At 66.5% G+C, this 19,423-nt stretch carries 8 protein-coding genes; 2 read left to right on the top strand and 6 right to left on the bottom strand.

Annotation, left to right across the window (positions count from 1 at the left end; translation table 11 throughout):
* Window positions 1-3: 3 nt before the first annotated feature.
* Genes ASD58_RS19490 through ASD58_RS19500 form a run of 3 tightly spaced genes read right to left on the bottom strand, consistent with a single transcriptional unit; the run spans window position 4 to window position 6,976 of the window.
* Complete coding sequence (locus tag ASD58_RS19490) at window positions 4-1,152, bottom strand: two-component system response regulator (protein WP_057262867.1); 1,149 nt, start codon at window positions 1,150-1,152, stop codon at window positions 4-6.
* 1 nt (window position 1,153) lies between these two features.
* A complete protein-coding gene (locus ASD58_RS19495; RefSeq protein WP_057262868.1) occupies window positions 1,154-5,464 on the bottom strand; it encodes a response regulator in 4,311 nt (1,436 codons plus the stop codon).
* A gap of 9 nt (window positions 5,465-5,473) precedes the next feature.
* The gene (locus ASD58_RS19500; protein ID WP_162253037.1) at window positions 5,474-6,976 is read right to left on the bottom strand and encodes a cache domain-containing protein; all 1,503 of its coding nucleotides are present in this window, start codon (window positions 6,974-6,976) and stop codon (window positions 5,474-5,476) included.
* 201 nt (window positions 6,977-7,177) lie between these two features.
* Between ASD58_RS19500 and ASD58_RS19505 the strand changes: the two genes are divergently transcribed.
* Window positions 7,178-8,044, top strand: coding sequence for a serine hydrolase (locus tag ASD58_RS19505; protein ID WP_057262870.1), 867 nt, complete (start codon window positions 7,178-7,180; stop codon window positions 8,042-8,044).
* A 33-nt stretch (window positions 8,045-8,077) separates the two neighbouring features.
* The gene (locus ASD58_RS19510) at window positions 8,078-10,408 is read left to right on the top strand and encodes a histidine kinase dimerization/phospho-acceptor domain-containing protein (RefSeq protein WP_057262871.1); all 2,331 of its coding nucleotides are present in this window, start codon (window positions 8,078-8,080) and stop codon (window positions 10,406-10,408) included.
* Here ASD58_RS19510 and recD read toward each other — a convergent pair.
* Genes recD through recC form a run of 3 tightly spaced genes read right to left on the bottom strand, consistent with a single transcriptional unit; the run spans window position 10,388 to window position 19,385 of the window.
* Complete coding sequence (gene recD, locus ASD58_RS19515) at window positions 10,388-12,361, bottom strand: exodeoxyribonuclease V subunit alpha (RefSeq protein WP_057262872.1); 1,974 nt, start codon at window positions 12,359-12,361, stop codon at window positions 10,388-10,390. The genes ASD58_RS19510 and recD overlap by 21 nt on opposite strands.
* Window positions 12,358-15,990 carry an exodeoxyribonuclease V subunit beta gene (gene recB / locus ASD58_RS19520; protein ID WP_057262873.1) on the bottom strand — a complete coding sequence of 1,211 codons (3,633 nt, stop codon included), beginning with the start codon at window positions 15,988-15,990 and terminating at the stop codon, window positions 12,358-12,360. Before recB ends, recD begins: the two co-directional genes overlap by 4 nt.
* The gene (gene recC, locus ASD58_RS19525; RefSeq protein ID WP_057262874.1) at window positions 15,987-19,385 is read right to left on the bottom strand and encodes an exodeoxyribonuclease V subunit gamma; all 3,399 of its coding nucleotides are present in this window, start codon (window positions 19,383-19,385) and stop codon (window positions 15,987-15,989) included. Before recC ends, recB begins: the two co-directional genes overlap by 4 nt.
* Window positions 19,386-19,423: the final 38 nt, after the last annotated feature.

Genomic DNA, 19,423 nt, shown 5'->3' on the forward strand with positions numbered 1-19,423 from the left:
GCCTTACGCTTTCGTCAGGCGCTCGATCTGCGCCTTCTTCTCGGCCATGTCATGGTCGCTATCATGGAACCGCGCCGCAATGGCGCGGAACTCCTCCTGCAAGCCGATGAACGCATCGATCATGTCGGGGTCGAAGTGCTTTCCCCTGCCCTCGATGATGATCTGCACTGCCTGCTCGTGCGGCATGCCGTCCTTGTAGACGCGGCGGCTGATCAGGGCGTCGTACACATCCGCCACTGCCATCAGGCGAGCCGAAACGGGGATTGCTTCGCCGGCCAGCCCCTCGGGATAGCCTGAACCGTCCCATTTCTCCTGGTGCGAATGCGCGATCTCCTTGGCGATCGACAGGAATGCCATCGGCGTGCCCAGCGACCGCTCCGCATGCTCGATGGCGGCGCGGCCGAGGGTGGTGTGGGTCTTCATGATCTCGAATTCATGCGGTTCGAACCTGCCAGGCTTGAGCAGGATGCGGTCGGGGATGCCGACCTTGCCGATATCGTGCAGCGGCGCTGATTTGAACAGCAGGTTGATGTAGCTGTCGGTCAGCACGGCGCTGAAGCGCGGATGCTGTTTCAGCCGTTCCGCCAGCGCCTTCACGTAAAATTGGGTACGGCGGATATGGTTGCCGGTTTCTGAATCGCGGGTCTCTGCCATCGATGCCATGGCCAGGATGGTGACGTCCTGGATCGCCACCACTTCGCGCGTGCGCTCCCGCACTTCCTGTTCCAGGAATTCGTTCTGGTCGCGCAGGAAGTCGGCATGCTCCTTCAGCATCAGGTGGTTGCGCACGCGGGCCAGCGTGATCGGCGGGCTGATTGGCTTGGTAATGTAGTCGACGGCGCCCAGGTCGAGGCCGAGCCTTTCATCTTCCACTTCCGATTTGGCAGTCAGGAAGATGATGGGGACGTTGCGCGTGGCCGGATCGGCCTTCAGCCGCCGGCATACTTCATAGCCGTCCATTTCAGGCATCATCACGTCCAGCAGCACCACGTCAGGCGGCTGGCCGGTGGTGGCGATGCGCAGGGCCTTTTCGCCGCTGTTGGCAACCTTTACCTTGTACAGGTCTTTCAGCAGGTCGTTCATCAGCACCAGGTTGTCGGGCGAATCGTCGACCAGCAGCACGGTTTTCCTTGCGATCAGTTCCAGTTCCATCTCACTTTCCCTCCAGGCTTGCCATTGCTTCGTCCAGCGCCGCCAGCGCGGCTTCAAGGTCCAGGTTACCAATTCCGCTCGCTATACGTCGCCAGTGATCGGGCAAGGCGGCTTTGAACTGCGACAGTTCGGCCTCCCACAGGTCGGCAGCCTGCGAATCGCTGTCGGCCAGCAGGTGGCGCAGGCGTTCGAGCGGTGGCGCCGCGGCCATTGCCGCCGCCGGTGCGGCCACGACAGGCACCAGCGCCGGGTGCAAGGCCGCGCCGCGCGTCTCCGCGTCGACTGCGCGCAAGGCTGCCAGCAGCGGGTCCAGCTCCACCAGCACCATCGCCAGCAGGCGTTCCAGTTCTTCGCGTGCCGCGCTTTGCTGGCAAGCCTGTTCCAGGGCCTGCGCGGCCTCCTGCACGCTGCGCGCACCGATATTGCCGGCCACGCCCTTCAAGGTATGCGCCAGGCGCTCGGGAGCCGTGGCATCGCCGCCCATCAGGGCTTGCACGAACATGGCGGCAAAATCCTGCTGGCCGTCGCGGAACTTGACCAGCAGGCGGCGGTACAGCTTTTCGTCGCCCATGGAAGTTGCGAGCCCTGCCCGCACGTCGACCATCGGCAGCGCCGGAAGCGGCGCAGTCTTGCCCGCAGCGGCGCCGCTGGAAAGCGCGCGTGGGCCGGGTGCGGCTTGCGTGCCGGCCTGGCCCTCGCCCGGCGCCGGCCGCAGCCAGCGTGCCAGCGTGGCATACATTTCAGCCACGTTGACCGGCTTGGCGATATGGTCCTGCATGCCGCAGGCCAGCACCTTTTCGCGGTCACCGGCCATGGCGTTGGCTGTCATCGCGATGATCGGCAACCTGTCGAAAGCTGGATTGGCGCGAATCGCGCGCGAAGCCTGGAAGCCATCCATCACCGGCATCTGGCAGTCCATCAGGATGCCGTCGAAACGGGTGTCTTGCGCCAGGATGTCCAGCGCCTCCTGCCCGTGGCCTGCCAGCACGGCTTCGATGCCTGCCTTGCCCAGCAGGTCGATCGCCAGTTCCTGGTTCATCTCATTGTCTTCCACCAGCAGCACGCGCGTACCCGACAGCCGCGCCATGATTTCGCCATGATGCATGTCGCGCTCCGCCGCGCGGCGGCCTTCGGCCAGCACGCCCTTGCCGAGCGCCTCGCCGACCGCTTCCAGCAAGGCCGACGGCGTCACCGGCTTGGTCAGCACGGACTTGAGCTGGACCCGCCGTTCCTCGGCGCTGGTCAGGGCTTCTTCGCGGCCATAGGCGGTCACCATGATGACGGCCGGCAGCCTGCCGGCCTGTCCCGATTGCAGGCGACGCACCGTTTCAACCCCGTCCATCGAAGGCATTTTCCAATCCATCAGGATCAGGTCATATGGCATGGCCTGCTGCTCCGAGCGTGCCGCCATGTCCAGGGCCTGGGCGCCGCTCAGCGCCACGTCGACTTCCAGCCCGAAGGAGCGCGCGACGGTGGACAGGATCTCGCGCGCCGAGGCATTGTCGTCCACCACCAGCACGCGCACGCCAAGCAGCTCGTCGGCGCGGAACATGCGGCGCGGTTTCGGATTGGCCTGCAGCCCGAAACGCGCCGTGAAGTGGAAGGTGGAACCCTGGCCTTCCGCGCTCTCGACCCAGATGCGCCCGCCCATCAGCTCCAGCAGGTTCTTGCAGATCACCAGGCCCAAGCCGGTGCCGCCGTACTTGCGGGTGGTGGAGGCATCGGCCTGGCTGAAGGACTGGAACAGTTTGGCGCTTTGCGCTGCGCTCATGCCGATGCCGGAATCGCGCACCCAGAAGTGCAGCTCGATGCCTTGCTCGTCCCGGGTCGCTTGCTCGATGCCGACCACCACTTCGCCGCTGTCGGTGAACTTGACCGCGTTATTGGCAAGGTTGACCAGTACCTGGCCAATGCGCAGCGGATCGCCAACCAGCCCGCTCGGCAGTTCCGGCGCCACCTGGAACAGCAATTCAAGGCCCTTGTCCTCGGCCTTGAAGCCGATCAGGTTGGCCAGGTTATCGAGCACGTCGTCGAGGTCGAATTCGACCTGTTCCACCGTCATCTTGCCGGCCTCGATCTTCGAGAAGTCGAGGATGTCGTTAATGATGCCAAGCAGGTTCTCGCCGGCGCGCTGCACCTTCTCGACATAGTTGCGCTGACGTTTATCGAGGTTGGTCTGCAAGGCCAGGTGCGACATGCCGATGATGGCGTTCATCGGCGTGCGGATTTCATGGCTCATATTGGCCAGGAAGTCGCTCTTGGCGCGCGTTGCAGCCTGCGCCTGCTCCTTGGCGATGCGCAGCTCGTCCTCGGCGGCCTTTTGGGCGGTGATGTCCTGGTACACGCCATACATGAAACGCGCCCTGCCGTCTTCCTCGTCGCGCACCACGGTACCGACCGCGTGCAGCCAGATGACGCGGCCGTCCAATGGGCGCTTGTAGGCATATACCGCGTCGAACTTGTCGTAGCTGCCATCGAGCGCGCCCTGCACCCGGGCCGCCACGCGCAAAGCACCTTCGGGATCGGCTTCCACAACGCGCGCAAACCATTCGTCCTGCAGGTGGTAGCGGCCATCGGGCCGTGGCGGCTCGCCCAGCAGGCGCGCCGCGCGCTCGGACTGCGTGTAGTAATCGGGATCGCTGTAGTCCACCACCCAGTATCCGCAATCGGTCATCTCCAGCGCGATATCGCCCAGGAAATTGCTGCGCTTGATTTGTTCTTCCAGCACCTTGCGCTCCGTAATGTCGCGGAACACCACCACCGAACCGACCTGGGCGCCATCCTTGTACATTGGCCGGTCCGCATAGTCGACCGGGAAGGTGCTGCCGTCCTTGCGCTTCAATTGCTCGCCATCCTGCTGCCATTCGGCGCCAACCAGCTCCCCTTCGCCGTAACCCAGCAAGGCCGGTGCGGCAGGGTTGACGAAGGTGATCCTGCCGCCCAGGTCCAGGCCGACAATGCCGTCGCTGACGGCGCCCAGCACCAGGCGGCTGCGCTCTTCCAGCAGCCGCGTGCGCTCGTTGCGTTCCAGGATTTCCATATTCATGGCGATCACCGGCAGCGCACCATCGAGCAGCGACTGGGCCTGGTCGCCGTAAGGCTCCAGCGTAGCAAGTTCCAGCACGCCCAGCAGGCGTTCATTGCGCTGCACCGGCACGATGGCAATGCTGGCGGGGTCGGCCTCGCCCAGCGCGGAACCAATGCGCACATAACCCGCCGGCGCCTGGCGCATGACGATCGGATTGCCTTGCGCCGCGCACTGCCCCACCAATCCTTCGCCGAGCAGGAAGCCTTGCTGCGCCGCCGACCTGCCTCGCATCGCATAGCCGGCCAGCAGCGACAGGCTGCCCACCTCCGCTTCATGCCGGTAGAAAGCCGCGTGGCCAGCTTGCACCAGCGGCGCCAGTGCCGCCAGCGTGCGTGTGGCCAGGTCCTCGGCGCTTTCCGCCGATTGCAGGTCGTTGCCGATTGCCGCCAGGTGGGTCTTGAGCCAGCGCTGCGCTTCCATCTTGCACGCTTCTTCCTGCAGCACCTTGATCGAGCGCGCCAGGCTGCCCATCTCGTTGGGGAAATCGGTCAGCGGCACTTCGGCACTGAGTTTGCCTTTCGCCAGTTGCTGCACGGCGTTGCGCAGCCGGTCGGTAGGCAGCCGCACCGAACGGCCCACCAGGTAGCTGAACAGGATGCCCAGCACCAGGCTCAGTCCCAGCAAGCCGTAGGTGAGCTGCTTTTCGTAGCGCGACAGGGCCTGCATTTCCTCGATCTGGTGGCGCGCGCTGTCTTCCTTGATTTCGGCAATGCGCGTCAAGGCATTGTTGGCACGGAGCGCGTGCTCCTGGAATGCCGGATCCGCCACCACGGCCAGCGCCTGTTCCGCCTGCCCAGCGCGCAGCAGGCGCACTGCGTCGTCGACGCGCAGGTGATAGTCGGCGTAGGCGGTTTCGAACTCGGCCAGGTTCTTGCGGTTCTCTTCGCGGATAATGCGCGGGCGCAGTTCTTCCAGCGCCCGGTCTTGCCTGCGCTGGGCTTCTTCGATCAAGGACAGCGCATAATCGCGGCTTGCCTTGTCGCGCGCCAGCAAGGCTTGCTGCAAGGCCCGGCCGCGCTGGACGAACTGGATCAGCGCATCCTTGGCGTCGGAAATGCCAAGCAGGTCGTTTTTGTAAATGCCGAGGATTTCGTCGTGCATGCGGGACTGGGTGGTGACGTTGTGCAGCCCGAACGCCAGCGTGATCAACAGGCTGCCGCCAAAGCCCAGCGCGAGTTTCCACGTCAGGCCCAGTTTTTCAAGTCGAGTCAGTAAGCGCGACACGCTTCCTCCCTACTCAGTCATATTAATTGCCAGCAGGTCGAGCGCTGCCAGGAATTGTTCGTGGGCCGCCGCTTCCGGCATTTGCGGCAGCGCCAGCTCCACTGCTCCCAACAGGCGGCCGCTTAACTGGACTGGCGCCAGCAACAAGGCACCCGGCGCCGCGCTGCCAAGCCCGGAACGGATGCTCCATGCGGCGTTGGCGCCGCCGGCATCGACGATGCGGGCCTTGCGCTCCAGCGCACATTGGCCCAGCAAGCCTTCGCCCAGCGCCAGGCGCTCCGGCGGCACGCTGCTGGCATAGCTGGCGGCCAGTGCCAGCCCATCGGCATCGGCGGCGTAGATACTGCCCTGCATGGCGCCAAACAGTTGATGGCATTGGTCAAGGAAGGCGGTGAGGCGGGCATGGCGGTCCGGCGCCTGCTGCATCTGCAGCGCCACCTGGGCCAGCTGCATCTTGCGTTCGGCGCGCAGCGCCTGCTCCTGCGCCACGCGTTCGAGTTCGAGGTGGGCGCGCTGCTGGGCGGCCTGGCTGCGCACGGCGCGCATGCCGGCCGCGCCAAGCAGGACCACGACGGCAGCCGCCATGGATGCGGCAGGCACGCCGGTCCCCACCGGCACGCTCTGGCCCAGGTCTTCCAGCACCACCAGCTTCCAGCTGCCGGATGGATCGTTCCAGTCCACGACTGCCGATGCCACGGCATAATGCCGCCCTTCGCCCTGCACCATGCCGGGCACCAGGCCAAGCGGCAGCGTGCGCGGCGCCTTCTCATCGAACAGCTTGCCGAACTGGCGCACGGCGCGGATTTCGGCCACCCGGGCCGGCGTCACCTCGCCCGCCAGCATGCCGCGCCATTCGCGCCGGCTGCTGGCGAACACCACGCCTTGCGGCGACAGCAGGATGGCGGCCTGGCCGCTGCGCGCCAGCAGGCGCTCCAGTTTTTCCATATCGGTGCGCGCCACTACCACGCCGACCGGATCGCCGCGGCGCGCCATGCCGGCGTAGACCGGCGCGGCAAAATACAAGGCATGGTCGCCGCGCGCCAGGCTGATGGCGGCGTAGATATTGTTCCGCCCGGCCATGGCTTCCTTGTAATAAGGCCGGAAGCGCACATCGATGCCGGTGGACGGTTTTCCGCTATCGTCCCAGGAAGATTTGACGAAGCCGTCCCGGCCCACCACAAATAAACCCTGGATATGCTGGGCCCGGCCAACGTTTTCCAATAAGGCCGATATATTCGGCTGGTTTGCTGGAATTGGCCCCGTGCTTTCCTTTTTGATATCCGGTTCAATCAATCCGAGCAGGGATATCGCCCCCATCAAATTACTGTCCAGGGTTAATGACATGGCGGCAATGGCATCGCGCTGGACATCGATATTCAATAATTCCAGCCGGCCTTGTTCCATCCTGGCGCGGTAGCTGCTGCCCGCCAGCAGGGCCGCCGCCACGGCCAGCAGCGTGACTACCGCCCAGGCGCGCAAGGGATATTTTGCAATTCTCTCAATTACCAACATGGCAAATTTCAAGAAGGAAATATTATCGAATAACAATACCAGCATTCCCGCTGCATGTGCCGCACGCTTTGGATTTTATTGTTCAGTTGCGCATGATTGACGTTTGCTGGACGAGTTAACCCGTTAGTGATATTGTCCATATTTAGAATATTGCCCCTAATCCAGCAATATTCCGCCCCGAACGAACGCTTCACACCAACCATGTTCAAGAAAATAACCGCAGCCCTGCTGATGTCGATCTCCGCAGCCGCGTTTGCCGTGCCTCTGGGCTCGCAATCCGTGCTTGTCGTCGAGGATGAGACTGGCAAAGTGCTGGTCGAGAAGAACGCCACCGCCGTTGTTCCGATCGCCTCCCTGACTAAATTGATGACTGCAATGGTCGTGCTCGACTCCAAGCTTGATATGGACGAGCAGATCAGCATCGACAAGGACGATGTCGATACGCTCAAGCACAGCACCTCGCGCGTGCCGGTCGGCGCCACCATTTCGCGCGGCGACGTGCTGCAACTGGCGCTGATGTCGTCCGATAACCGTGCAGCCGCCGCGCTGGCCCGCACCTTCCCCGGCGGCCCGGCTGCCTTTACCGCGGCCGTGCACGCCAAGATCAAGCAGCTTGGCATGACCAGCACCCAGATCGACGAACCGACCGGCCTGTCGCCTAACAATACATCGAACGCGGCCGACCTGGTGAAAATGGCTGCGGCCGCTGCCCAGTATCCTGAGATCCGCCGCATCACGACCGATACCGAGGAAGTGATCAATATGAAGGGGCGCATGGTGCAGTACCACAACACCAACCGCCTGGTCGGCGCCAAGGGCTGGGATATCGGCCTGTCCAAGACCGGCTATACCGAAGAAGCGGGCCGCTGCCTGATCATGCGCATCACGGAAGCCGGCCGCGCAGCAACCCTGGTGCTGCTCAACGCCGGGGGCAATTCGGCGCGCCTGATGGACGCGCTGAACATCCGCCGCCTGCTGGCGGGCGACGACGCTCCCAAAGTGATGAAAGCATCGAGCCCGCGCAAGAAAGCCCTGCGCACAACGGAACGCCGTCGCCGCCGCATGTAACACTCCGGACGGGGTTCGCTGCCGAGAGGCACCATGGACCTGTTGCGCAACCTGCGCTTCGCGCGCCGCCTGGCGATCCTCGTCGGGATCTTTGCCGGCGGCTTCCTGCTGTACGGCTTCTGGTCCTTCCGTACCCTCGATGCATTGCGCGTCAATGGCCCGTTGTATGGGGACGTGGTGCAGGGCAAGGACCTGATTGCGGACGTGCTGCCGCCGCCGCTGTATATCATCGAGTCCTTCCTGATCGCACAGCAATTGGCCGCGGCAAGCAGCCAGGTCGAACGCGAGCAGCTGGCGCAGCGCCTGCGCACGCTGCACGCGCAGCAGGTGGCGCGCGTGCACTACTGGCAAGGCCGCGCGCTTGACGGCAGCTTGGCCGAAGCGCTCAAGCAAGCGAACATACAGGCCAGCGCCTTCTACAACGAAGCCTTCGGCCAACTGGTGCCTGCGCTGGAGCTGGGCGACCGGCCGCGCGCCGACCATGCGCTGGCGAAGATGCAGCGCCATTACGAATTGCACCGGCAAGTGGTGGATGACCTGGTCAGCCTGGCGGCCAGCCGCGCGCGCTTTACCGAAGGCCAGGCGTCCGACCGCATCCAGGCCGACAGCTTGCTGCTGCTGGCCATCCTGGGCGGCTCCCTGGCGCTGGCGACCGGCATGGCATGGCTGATCAGCCGCAGCATGACGCGGCCGCTGGCGCAGGCGCTGGCAATCGCCCAACGGATACGCAGCGGCGACCTGGGCTCGCCGGCCCCGCAGCCCTTCGACGACGAAACCGGCGAACTGCTGTCATCCCTGCATGCATTGCAGGAGAGCCTGGCCACTGCCGCGGCCGCGCGCGACGAAGCGGATCGCAAGCTGCGCTGCACGCGCCAGCTGCTGGAGCGCCTGTTGAACAGCGCCGACATGCTGGTGCTGGGGCTTGGGCACGACGGCGAGGTCCTGATCTTCAATGAAACCGCAGCCCAGGTCACCGGCTGCAGCCGCGACAGCGTGCTGGGGCGCGTCTGGCGCGACCTGCCGCTGCTGCCCATGTCGGCCGTATCCCAATGGCCGGAAGGCGGGCATCCGGAACAGTTCCGCGCCATGCCGGCCGGGCACGAACACCTGCTGCATACCGCCTCGGGCGACGAACGCCGCATCGCCTGGCACCACAGCGCACTGGAAGACGGCGCCATCGCCATGCTCAGCTTCGGCATCGACGTGACCGAACTGCGCCAGGCCGAGCGGGCGATAGCGGCGGCCCACGAGGCGGCGGAGCACGCCAATCGCAGCAAGAGCGCCTTCCTGGCCAATATGGGCCACGAAATCCGCACGCCGCTGAATGCCATCATCGGCCTGACCGAACTGGCCCTGCGCGGGCCGCTCGATGCGCGCCAGCGCAGCTATCTTGAACAGGTCGATGGCGCGGCAGCGAGCCTGATGGCGATGTTCAACGACATTCTCGATTTCTCGCGCATCGAGGCCGGCAAGTTCCACATGGAGGAATGCGTGTTCGGCGTGCGCCAGGCGGCCGAACAGGCGTGCGCGGAGTGGCAGGCGGCAGCGCAGGCCAAAGGACTGCAGCTCGAATGCTCGGTGGAGGCGGCGCTGCCTGAGGAACTGGTGGGCGACGCAGCGCGCCTGCAGCAGCTGCTGCAGCACCTGCTGGCGCATTCGATCAAGTTCACGGAGCGCGGCAAAGTGCAGCTGCTGCTGCGGCAGGAAGATGCCGGCAGCGAAGATGGCACCGTGCTGCGCTGGGAAGTACGCGACACCGGCGCGGCGCGCGACGCGGCAGTCCAGCTCTATGAGCCGGTCGGGCCGGGCGATTCGGCGGCCGGCCTCGGCCTCTCGGTGGCGCGCCAACTGGCAGCCATGATGGGCGGCCACCTGCTGCTCGAGAGCGACCCGGCCGAAGGCAACCGCTTCGTGTTTACCGTCCTGTTCCGGCATCCGCTGCCGGGTGCCGTGGCCTGCGCCGAAGCGCAAGCGGCGGCGCAGGCAGCCTTCCCCGCCCTGAGCGCGCTCGGCGCCGACATGGCAGGCGCACTGGCGCGCATGCACGGCAACCGCGCCCAATTGCGCAAGATGCTTGGCCAGTTCCTGCAGGGCCAGGCCGCCCTGCACGTGGCGATTGGCGATGCATGCGCGATGGGTGATCGCCAGCGGGCGCAGCGGATGGCCCATACGCTGGCCGGGCTTTCGGCACAATGGGGCATGGAAGGATTGCGCCGCGTCGCGGCTGGCGTGTTCAACGCATTGCGTGCCGGCGGCGATGCGGCAGCGGAACTGGCGCAGCTTGCCCCGGTGCTGGACGCGGTGCTGCAGGCGATCCACGCCGACCTTCAGGCGGTCGACGGCTCAGGCGAGCAAGCTGCGTAAGCCGCTGGTGCGTTCCGTGCGGCGCCGGATCGCCTCGGGCAGCACGCCGGGATTGGGCGTCAACAAAGTGAAGCGCTGGCGGGCACGCGTGATGCCGGTGTACACCAGCTCACGCGCCAGCACGCTGGAGGCCTCGCGCGGCAACACCAGCACGGTGTGGCTGAACTCCGAACCCTGCGATTTGTGCACCGTCATGGCGAAGGCGGTTTCCACGTTGCGCAAACGGGTCGCCAGCACGCTGCGCACCTGGCCGCCATCCGAGAAATACACGCGCAGCGAACCAGAACGCTCCGGATCGGGCAGCACCAGGCCGATGTCGCCGTTGTACACGCCCGTTGCGTAGTCGTTGCGCGTGACCATGACCGGGCGGCCCACATACCAGTCGCCGCGCCGCTTCAACAAATCGTGTTCTTCCAGGCGCTGCGCAATGCTGTCGTTCAGCCCCGCAACGCCCCATTCCCCCTCGCGCACGGCGCACAACAGGCGGAACCCTTCGAAAGCTGCCAGCACGCTGGCCGCCCAGGCATCATGGCCCGCCGCAGCGGCGCCCTGCCGGATCATTTGCAGAAAAGGCCGGTAGCCCTCGAGCGCCAGGCGCAGCATGTCTTCCTGCTGCGCCGCTTCGTTCCAGTGCAGTTGCCCTGCGCTGTCGGAACGCAGCACGGCGCGTGCAGCTTCGGCATCGCCATTGTTGACGGCAATGGCCAACTGGCCGATCGGGCCGCCGAAGCGGCGGCTTTGGCGCAGCATCACGGTTTGCTGCGCCAGCGCGCCGCCATTGCCGAGGAACTCAGGCGGGATGTCCTGGCCGGAGGCAGCCTGCACAAAGGCCGCCGTGGCGGCACCGTAGCCGCCGGCTTGGGCATCGTGGCACAAGTCGCCCAGCACCGAGCCCGCTTCCACCGACGCCAGCTGGTCCTTGTCGCCCAACAGGATCAGGCGTGCGCCTTGCGGCAAGGCGTCCAGCAGAGCTGCCATCATTTCCAGGTGCACCATCGAAGCTTCGTCCACGATCAGCACGTCCACGTCGAGCGGGTTAGCGGCGTTGTGGCGGAAAGCGCGGGTGTCCGGACGCGCCCCCAGCAGCGAATGCAGGGTGCGGGCCCCGCCCATGCGCTGCGCCAGCTCGCGCAGCGGCAAGGCGCCTGCCAGGCTTTGTTCCAGGTCTTCCAGCGCGCCGTCGATGGCTTGCTTCAGGCGGGCCGCAGCTTTGCCGGTCGGCGCGGCCAGCGCGACGCGCAGTTGCCCGGCATGCTCTCCTGCGACCGCAAACAGCAATGCCAGCAGGCGCGCCACGGTATAGGTTTTGCCGGTGCCCGGGCCGCCGGTAATGACCGCCAGGCCGCCGCGCGTGGCGACCGCGCAGGCAATCTTCTGCCAGTCGGCACCACCCTCGCGCGTGGCGTGCGTAAACAAGCGATCCAGCCATTGGCGCACCAGCGCCGGCTCGGAAAAATGGGGACGTACCCCATTTTCCTCAGAAAATGGGGTACGTCCCCATTTTTCCGGTTCGGTCCGGGCACGCACGGCATCGGCCACGGTGTTTTCGTCGGACCAGTAGCGGCGCAGGTACAGCCGGCCGCCGGCCAGCACCAGGGGTTGGCCCTGATCGGCGTCGCCCGGCCAGCGCAGGACCTGGGGACAGGCCTGCAGGAATTCGTGCCAGCCCGCCAGCCCTTGCGGCAATTCCCCCGCTTCTGCGCACAGTCCCTGCCAGTCTTCCTCGCTCCAGCCCAGCATGGAGGACGGGTTGCCGGCCAGCGCCGACAGGTGCAGGCAACTGTGGCCGCGGCCTTCGAGCTCGGACAGCAGCAGGCAGGCCAGGGCCAGCGGGGTGCCGCCCGCCGCGCTGCCTGCCGGCGCCAGGGAGGCGACAAATCGCGCAAACACCGGTCCCAGACGGCGCAGCATGCCGCCTTCGGCCAGCATGTCGTTATGTTCGTAAAAACTCATTGGCAAAGCCCGTCCAGTCCATCCAGCAGTTCCGCATCCGGCGGCAGCAGGTAGCAGCCGCGCGTCTGCGCATTCCCGACGCCGCGCAGGAAATAGAAGATTGCGCCGCCCAGTTGCGCGGCCGGGTCGTAGGCATCGCCCAGGCGCGTGCGCAGCAGGCGATGCAGGGCCAGCATGTAGATCGCGCCCTGAACATCGTAGCGGTGGGCGGCCATGCCGTGCGCCAGCGCAGCCTTGTGATACGCCGCATCGCCGCCGCCCAGCGCATTCGATTTGTAGTCCAGCACCCAGTAGCGCCCCCCGTATTCGAACACCAGGTCGCAGAAGCCTTTCAGCATGCCGTGCAGCTCGCGCTGCGGCAGGCCGGGGCGCGCAATGCCGTCCAGCAGGTGCTGGCGGCACAGGCGGTCCAGCTTTCCGGTGTCCAGGCGCTCGCTCGGGAACCAGAATTCCATCTCCGGCAGCAGCTGCACGATGGCGTCCAGCGCGCAGCCCAGGGGCGGCAGCTCGGTGGTGGCGATCACTTGCAGCCATTCCAGGGTGTCGGCTTCCCGATGGCCCCAGCCGGCGCGCTTGATCTGGCGTGCGGCGCGCTCGGCAAAGTGCTCCTGGTGGATCGAGGCAAAGCCGTCGCGCGCCAGCGATTCAAGCTGGTCATGCAGGAAGTTGCCGGGAACGGAACCGCGCGGGAAACGGTGCCAGGCCGTGTCTTCGATGCGCAGCAGCGCGCCCTCCTCTTCGCCTTCGAGCAGCGTCTCTTGCGAGGCGTGCATGGGCGCAGGCAGCGCTTCGCCGCCGCTGCGCCTTGCCAGCGAGGTGAAGCTGCCGACCGACCAGTCGCGCTCGAAATTGCCTTGATAGGCCAGCGGCGCCTCCAGCGGCGGGCGCTCAACTGCGCGCGCCAGCCGGGTTACCGGCACGGACGGTTCCAGCAAGGCGATGGAAATGGCGTCGCAGCCGGCCCGCAACTGCTGCCAGCTCTCCAGCAATTGCCCGGATGGCAGCGGCGCACCGCCGGTCAGCAGATAGCCCAGGGCCGAATCGTGCAGGGTGTTTTCGTCTTTCTTGCGCGCCGGCAGCGCAGCAACACCCAGCCACAGGAAATGCCGGGCGCGCGTCAACGCCACATACAGCAGGCGCAGGTCTTCCTCGATGCGGGCAGCTTCGGCGGCCTCCTGGCCTTCATCGGACAGGCGCATGTCGAGGCGGCGCTCGCCGTCGGCATCGGTGTATTCGAAGAAGGTGCGGTTGCGCTTGTCGACCTTGCGCACGGTGACGGCAAACGGCAGGTAGACCAGCGGATACTCCAGGCCTTTCGACTTGTGCACCGTGACGACCTTGACCAGTTCCGCATCCGATTCCAGCCGCAGCACGCGTTCGTCGCCGCCATCCGTCTCTTCGTCGATCTGCTCCGCCAGCCAGCGGATCAGTGCTTGCTCGCCTTCCAGTTGGCGGCCGGCCTGCTGCAGCAGCTCGGCCAGGTGCAGCAGGTTGGTCAGACTGCGTTCGCCGCCCGGCCGTGCCAGCAGTTGCGCCGGCAGGCCAAGGTCGTGGATGAAGCGGCGCAGCATGGCCAGCACGCCCTGGCGCTGCCACACCAGATGCAATTCCTTGAGCTGCTCGACACGGCGCTCCCAGGCCAGTTCGTCGGCCGAAAACTGCGCCAGCTCGGCCAGCGGCAGGTTGGCGGTACGGGTGGCGAATGCGGTCCGCGCCAATTGGCCATCGAGCGGGTTGGCCACCGCCGACAGCCAGCGCAGCATATCCGCCGCCTCGTCGCTGGACAGCACCGAGTCCTTGTCGGACAGGTAGACGCTGGGCACCAGGCGGCGCTGCAGCGACCTGCGCACGGCGGCCGCTTCACGGCGGTCGCGCACCAGGATGGCGATATCGGCCGGCTGCAGGCGGGTGAAGCCAGCGCTGCCCTGGAAGCCTGTCGCAGCATCGTTGAGCAGGCAGGCGATATGTTCGGCGCACTGCTCGGCAAAGTATTCGCGGTAGGCGTCGGCCCCCAACTGTTCCAGCGTGCAGCCGGCCGTCAGGGCCTGGATGTCGCCTGCCGGGCCAACCAGCCGCTCCGCCCGGCCGCGCGCACCCACCGCGTCGAACGGCAGCGGGTTGCCTTGTTCGGTGCGGAAGCGGAAGGCGCCGCGCGCAAAGCCACCCTGTCCGGCCACGCCTTCCGCATGCAGGAAGACCTGGTTGACCGCAGCCACGATTTGCGCCGTGGAGCGGAAGTTGGTACCAAGCTGGTAATGGCGGCCTTCGGTGGCGCGCCGCGCATCGAGGTAGCTGTGGATGTCGGCGCCGCGGAAACCGTAAATCGACTGCTTCGGGTCGCCGATCAGGAACAGCCCAAGGCCGGGGTCGTTGGCGGCAACCTGGTAAAGCAGGTTGAAGATGCGGTACTGGCTTGGCGCCGTGTCCTGGAATTCATCGACCATCGCCACCGGAAACTGGGTCACGATACGCTGGCGCAGCGCCGCCCCGTTGGCGCCTTCCAGCGCGCTGCGCAGGCGCTCCAGCATGTCGGCAAAGCCGAACAGGCGCTGCTGGCGCTTCAATTCCTGCATGCGCGCGGCAATCGTGGCCGCAGCATGGCGCAAGACGTGGTGGCGCAGCGGTTCGATCGCGTCCAGCGCGCGCCGCAGCGGCGCGACTTCTTCAAAGTCGGCCGGAATGTCGGGAGCGAAGCCTTTGGCGCAGGCATCGACCAGGCCGGCCGAGGTCAGGCGCATCCACGGCGTGGCGTTCATTTCGGGCTCGGCCAGAGCAGGGTCGCCGGCCCAGTCGCGCAGGGCGGCAAACCACCTGGCCAGCGAGTCGGCACGCATCTTGGTGCCGTTGAAGCATTTGGGATTGGCTTCGCGCTGGGCCGCGATCCAGCTTTCCATGCGGTCGGCACGTTCGGCCCAGCCTTGCTTGAGGCCCGCCAGCGCGGTTTGCTGCTCTTGTTGCACGCGGCCGATCATCGACCCCAGCGGCTCCCGGCTGGCCAGCGCGGCGGCATCGGGCCGGCGCGCCAGCTCACGCACGCTGCGGCCCAGCACCGACACGTCGCGGCAGGCGGAGAGCAGCACGCGCAAGGCCTGCTCGCCCAGCGGGTAGACGTGCTGGCGCCAGTAGTCGTGTACCGCATCTTCGTAGAGTGCCGCCTCGTCGCTCAGCAATTCTTCATCGAACAGGTTGCCGCTGTCGAAGGCATGTTCACGCAGCATGCGCTGGCACCAGGCGTCGATGGTGAAGATTGCTGCCTCGTCCATCGTTTCGGCGGCCAGCTGCAAGCGATAGGCGGCCTGCTGGCACGCCACGTGGTCGGGCAATTCCTCCAGCAGTGCGTCCAGGTAAGCATCGCGGACCAGCGGCGTTTCGGCGCGGAAGTAGGCCGCCGCCTCCACCAGCCGTTCGCGCACGCGGTTGGACAGTTCGCGGGTGGCCGCACGGGTGAAGGTCATCACCAGGATTTCGTTCGGCATCAGCGGCCGGCGATAGGCGTTGGCGCCGCCATGGCCCAGCACCAGGCGCACATACAAGGCCGCGATGGTCCAGGTCTTGCCGGTACCGGCGCTGGCTTCGATCAGGCGCGAGCCATGCAGCGGAAAGTCGAGCGGGTCCAGTGCGATGCTCATTGCTCGCCCTCCCCCCCGCCTTCAATCGGCTGCACCGCCACCGACTGCGCCAACCAGTCCGCCAGCGGCTGGTACAGCGCGCGGCTTTGCTCCGCGAAGCCCGGCTGCGCGGCCAACCCGGCAAAGTCCGGCCACAGGCGGGCCAGGCACGGGTCTTCGTTTTCGCCGGACAGCTCAAAGCCGCCGTCGTAGACGCTGCGCGGGTCGCCGTCCAGCACCAGGGCGAGCCCGGTCTTGCAGGCAGCGGGCAGCGGCCGGTCCATGCCCGCTCGCCACAGTTCGACAATACGGGTCAATGCTGCAAGCGCGGCCTGTTGCTCAAGCGGCTCCATGATGACGATGGCATCGCGCGCGACCAGGAAGCCGGTGACCTCGTGCCCCTGGGCTGCCGCCGCCAGCTGGCGCAGCCACATCGGTATCAGTTTTTCGCCGCGCGGCGCGCCGGACTTGTCGCATACGCGCGAGGACATTTGCAGCAGCCAGACCGTCGCCCCCTCGGCACGGTGCAACTGGTCGATCCAGTCCTCCAGCAGCAGGCCGTCGAACTCCAGGTGGATAGCCAGTTTGGGCGCCTCATCGCGGTAAGTGCCGCGCAGCGACAGCCAGGCGGTCCGCACCGGCACCAGTTCTTCCACCAATTCCTCGAGCACGCGGTCGCCGATCAAGCCGATCGGCAGCACGCCCTGGCGTCGCAAGCGCTGGCCGCGCTGCTGCAGGCCGGCGCGCACGTCGCTCCCAGCCTCGATCCCGCCGCTGTCCGCCAGCATCGCGTCTTCCAGGGTGTAGCGCTGCAGGCCATCGAGCTGGAATGGCTCTTCATCCTCGCCCACCGTCGCCGACTCGGCAAAGTAGACGCCAAGGCGCTGGCGGAAGAAATGCCGCACCGGCTGGCGCAGGAAGCCTGCCAGCGTGGACAGCCGCAAGCGGAAGCTCTCCTCCACCTCGTATGGCGGCAATGCCGCCACGCTGGCGTCGACGCCGCCGGCATCATGCGCCGCGCGCCATTCGCCGGCATAGGTCAGCAGGCCGCCGCGCTCGAAGTAGGCGCGGCTGAACGGCTGCAGGGCATGCAAGGTGGTGCGGGCGGCGAGATCCAGGTTCCAGCCGGCGCGCAGGTACTCGCACAACTGCGCCACCAGCACCGATGGCGGCTGCTCGCTGTTGTCGCGCACATTGCGGCCGACCCAGCTCACATACAGCTTGTCGCGCGCCGCCAGCACCGCCTCCAGCATCAGGTAACGGTCATCGTCGCGGCGCGAGCGGTCGCCGGGGCGCGCCATGCCGGGCAGGGCCAGCAGGTCGAAGTCGGCACGGCTGGCACGGCGCGGGAAGTCGCCATCGTTCATGCCGAGCAGGCACACCACGCGAAATGGCACGGCGCGCATCGGCATCAGGGTGCAGAAGGTGACGCCGCCTGACACGAACTGGTGCTCCAGCGATGGTTCGTCGAGGCCGCCCATCCAGGCTTCGCGCAAGGTCGCCAGCGGCACTTCTTCGTCAAAGCCGGCGTCTTCGCACGTCTCCAGCCATTTATCCAGCGCGCCGTCCAGGCGCGCCAGCGTCAGGCGGTCGGCCTCGTCACGGTCGCTGAAGAAGCCTGCCAGCAGCAGGCGCGCCTGCTCGGCCCAATCGGCAGGACGGCGCACCGCACCAAGGCGCTCGCGCCAGACCAGCAAGGCTTCGATCAATTGTGCCAGCGAGCCGGCCAGGGCGGCATCCAGACCGCCTACTTCCGAATACGGTTCGATGCCGACGAAGGCGTCGCCGTTGCCGGCCGCATAGCCAAGCAGCATGCGCCGCACGCCGAATATCCAGGCATTCTGCTCGCCGGCCGGCGCCAGGCCCAGGCCAGCCCGGTGCCGGGCATCCAGGCCCCAGCGCACGCCGGCCCCTTCGATCCACTGGCCCAGCGTCGGCAAATCGTCTTCGGCCAGGCCGAAACGGCGCGCCAGGGCCGGTACGTCCAGCAGGTCGCGTACCTCGCTCTGCCGGCAGCGCTGCTGCGGCAGGCGCAGCAGCCATTCCAGCGCCACCAGCAGCGGATTGACGCTGCGGTCGTTGACGTCGCCGATCTCGTGCGGGATGAAGCGCGGGTCATGGCGCCGGTGCTGGCCGAACACGGCGCGGATCGAGGCGGTGAAAACATCAATGTCCGGCACCATCACCACCACCTCGCGCGGGCGCAGCGACGGCTCGGCGGCAAACATGGCCAGCAACTGGTCGTGCAGGATTTCGACTTCGCGCTGCACGCTGTGCGCCACATGGAATTCGATCGAACGGTCGCTGTCCCCGGGCGGCACGTGGGGATGCTCGGCCAACGGCAGCATGTCGCGCACGGCAGCCTGCACCTGCGCCAGCAGCGTCTCTCCTGCCTCGTCGCTGAACAGGTCCACCCGCAGCTTGTCATCACGCCCGTCCAGGTCGCTGGCAGTGTCAAATTCATCCAGCATGCGGATATAGTCGCGGCCCTGGCGGCCCCAGCTCGCCAGCAGCGGATGGCTGTGCGCGTGCAGCGCCTCCAGCGGCACCGCCGACAGGTCGATGGCCTTGCGCGCCGCGTGGCGGTGGCGGGCGGCGCGCAGCAGGTCGCGGCCTTCGATGATGTCGCCCCAGTAGTAGCGGCAAGGATTCGGCACTGCGATCACCACCTGGGTGAAGCGCGCCAGCGAGGCCATGGCCTGCAAGGTCTGGTATGGCAGCGCCGAGACGCCGAACAGCACGATGCGGCGCGGCAGGCGCCCCAGCGGCGCATCGCCGCGCTGCACTGCCTGCACGAAGGCGGCGTGCACGCTGGCACGTCCCAGTCCGCGTTCCTCCTCCGGCACGCTGGCCGCGATCGCGCGCCACAACTCGGCTTGCCAGCGCTGGTCCGGCGCCAGCGGCAGCGCTTCGCCGCGCGCATTGCGCAATTGGTCGCGGCCGTCAGCCCAGTCTTGCAGCCAGTCGGCGCGGTACACCTGATATTGGTCGAATAAGTCGGCCAGGCGCTCGGCCAGCTGCAGGCGGCGTTCGGGGTCGCCATCGCGCAGGAAATGGCGCAGCGGCGCAAAGGCCTCCAGCTCCAGCAGTTGCGGCAACAGGCGCATCAGGCGCCAGGTCAACGGTCCCTTGTCGAAGGCGGAAATCGGCGGCACCCGCGCATGGCCCAGCATGCCGCGGTAAATTTCCCACAACAGCCGCGCCGGCAGCGCAACGCGGGTGGCGCCGCACAGACCGGTCTCCTCGGCCAACGCGATTTTCAGCCATTCAGCCACGCCATTCGACTGCACCAGGAAGATTTCCTGCTCCAACGGCTCCAGCGGCTGGCCGCGCAGCCACTGGAACACGGCGCTGCGCAACTCTTCGAGCTGGTTGCCGTGCAAAATAAGGAGTCCGGGTTGGATGCTTTGAGCCATGTAAAAGCAGCGAAATAGCGTAGATTGCCATTATCGCC

The organism is Duganella sp. Root1480D1 (genome assembly GCF_001427305.1).
In the GTDB taxonomy this organism is placed as follows: Bacteria; Pseudomonadota; Gammaproteobacteria; order Burkholderiales; family Burkholderiaceae_D; genus Rugamonas.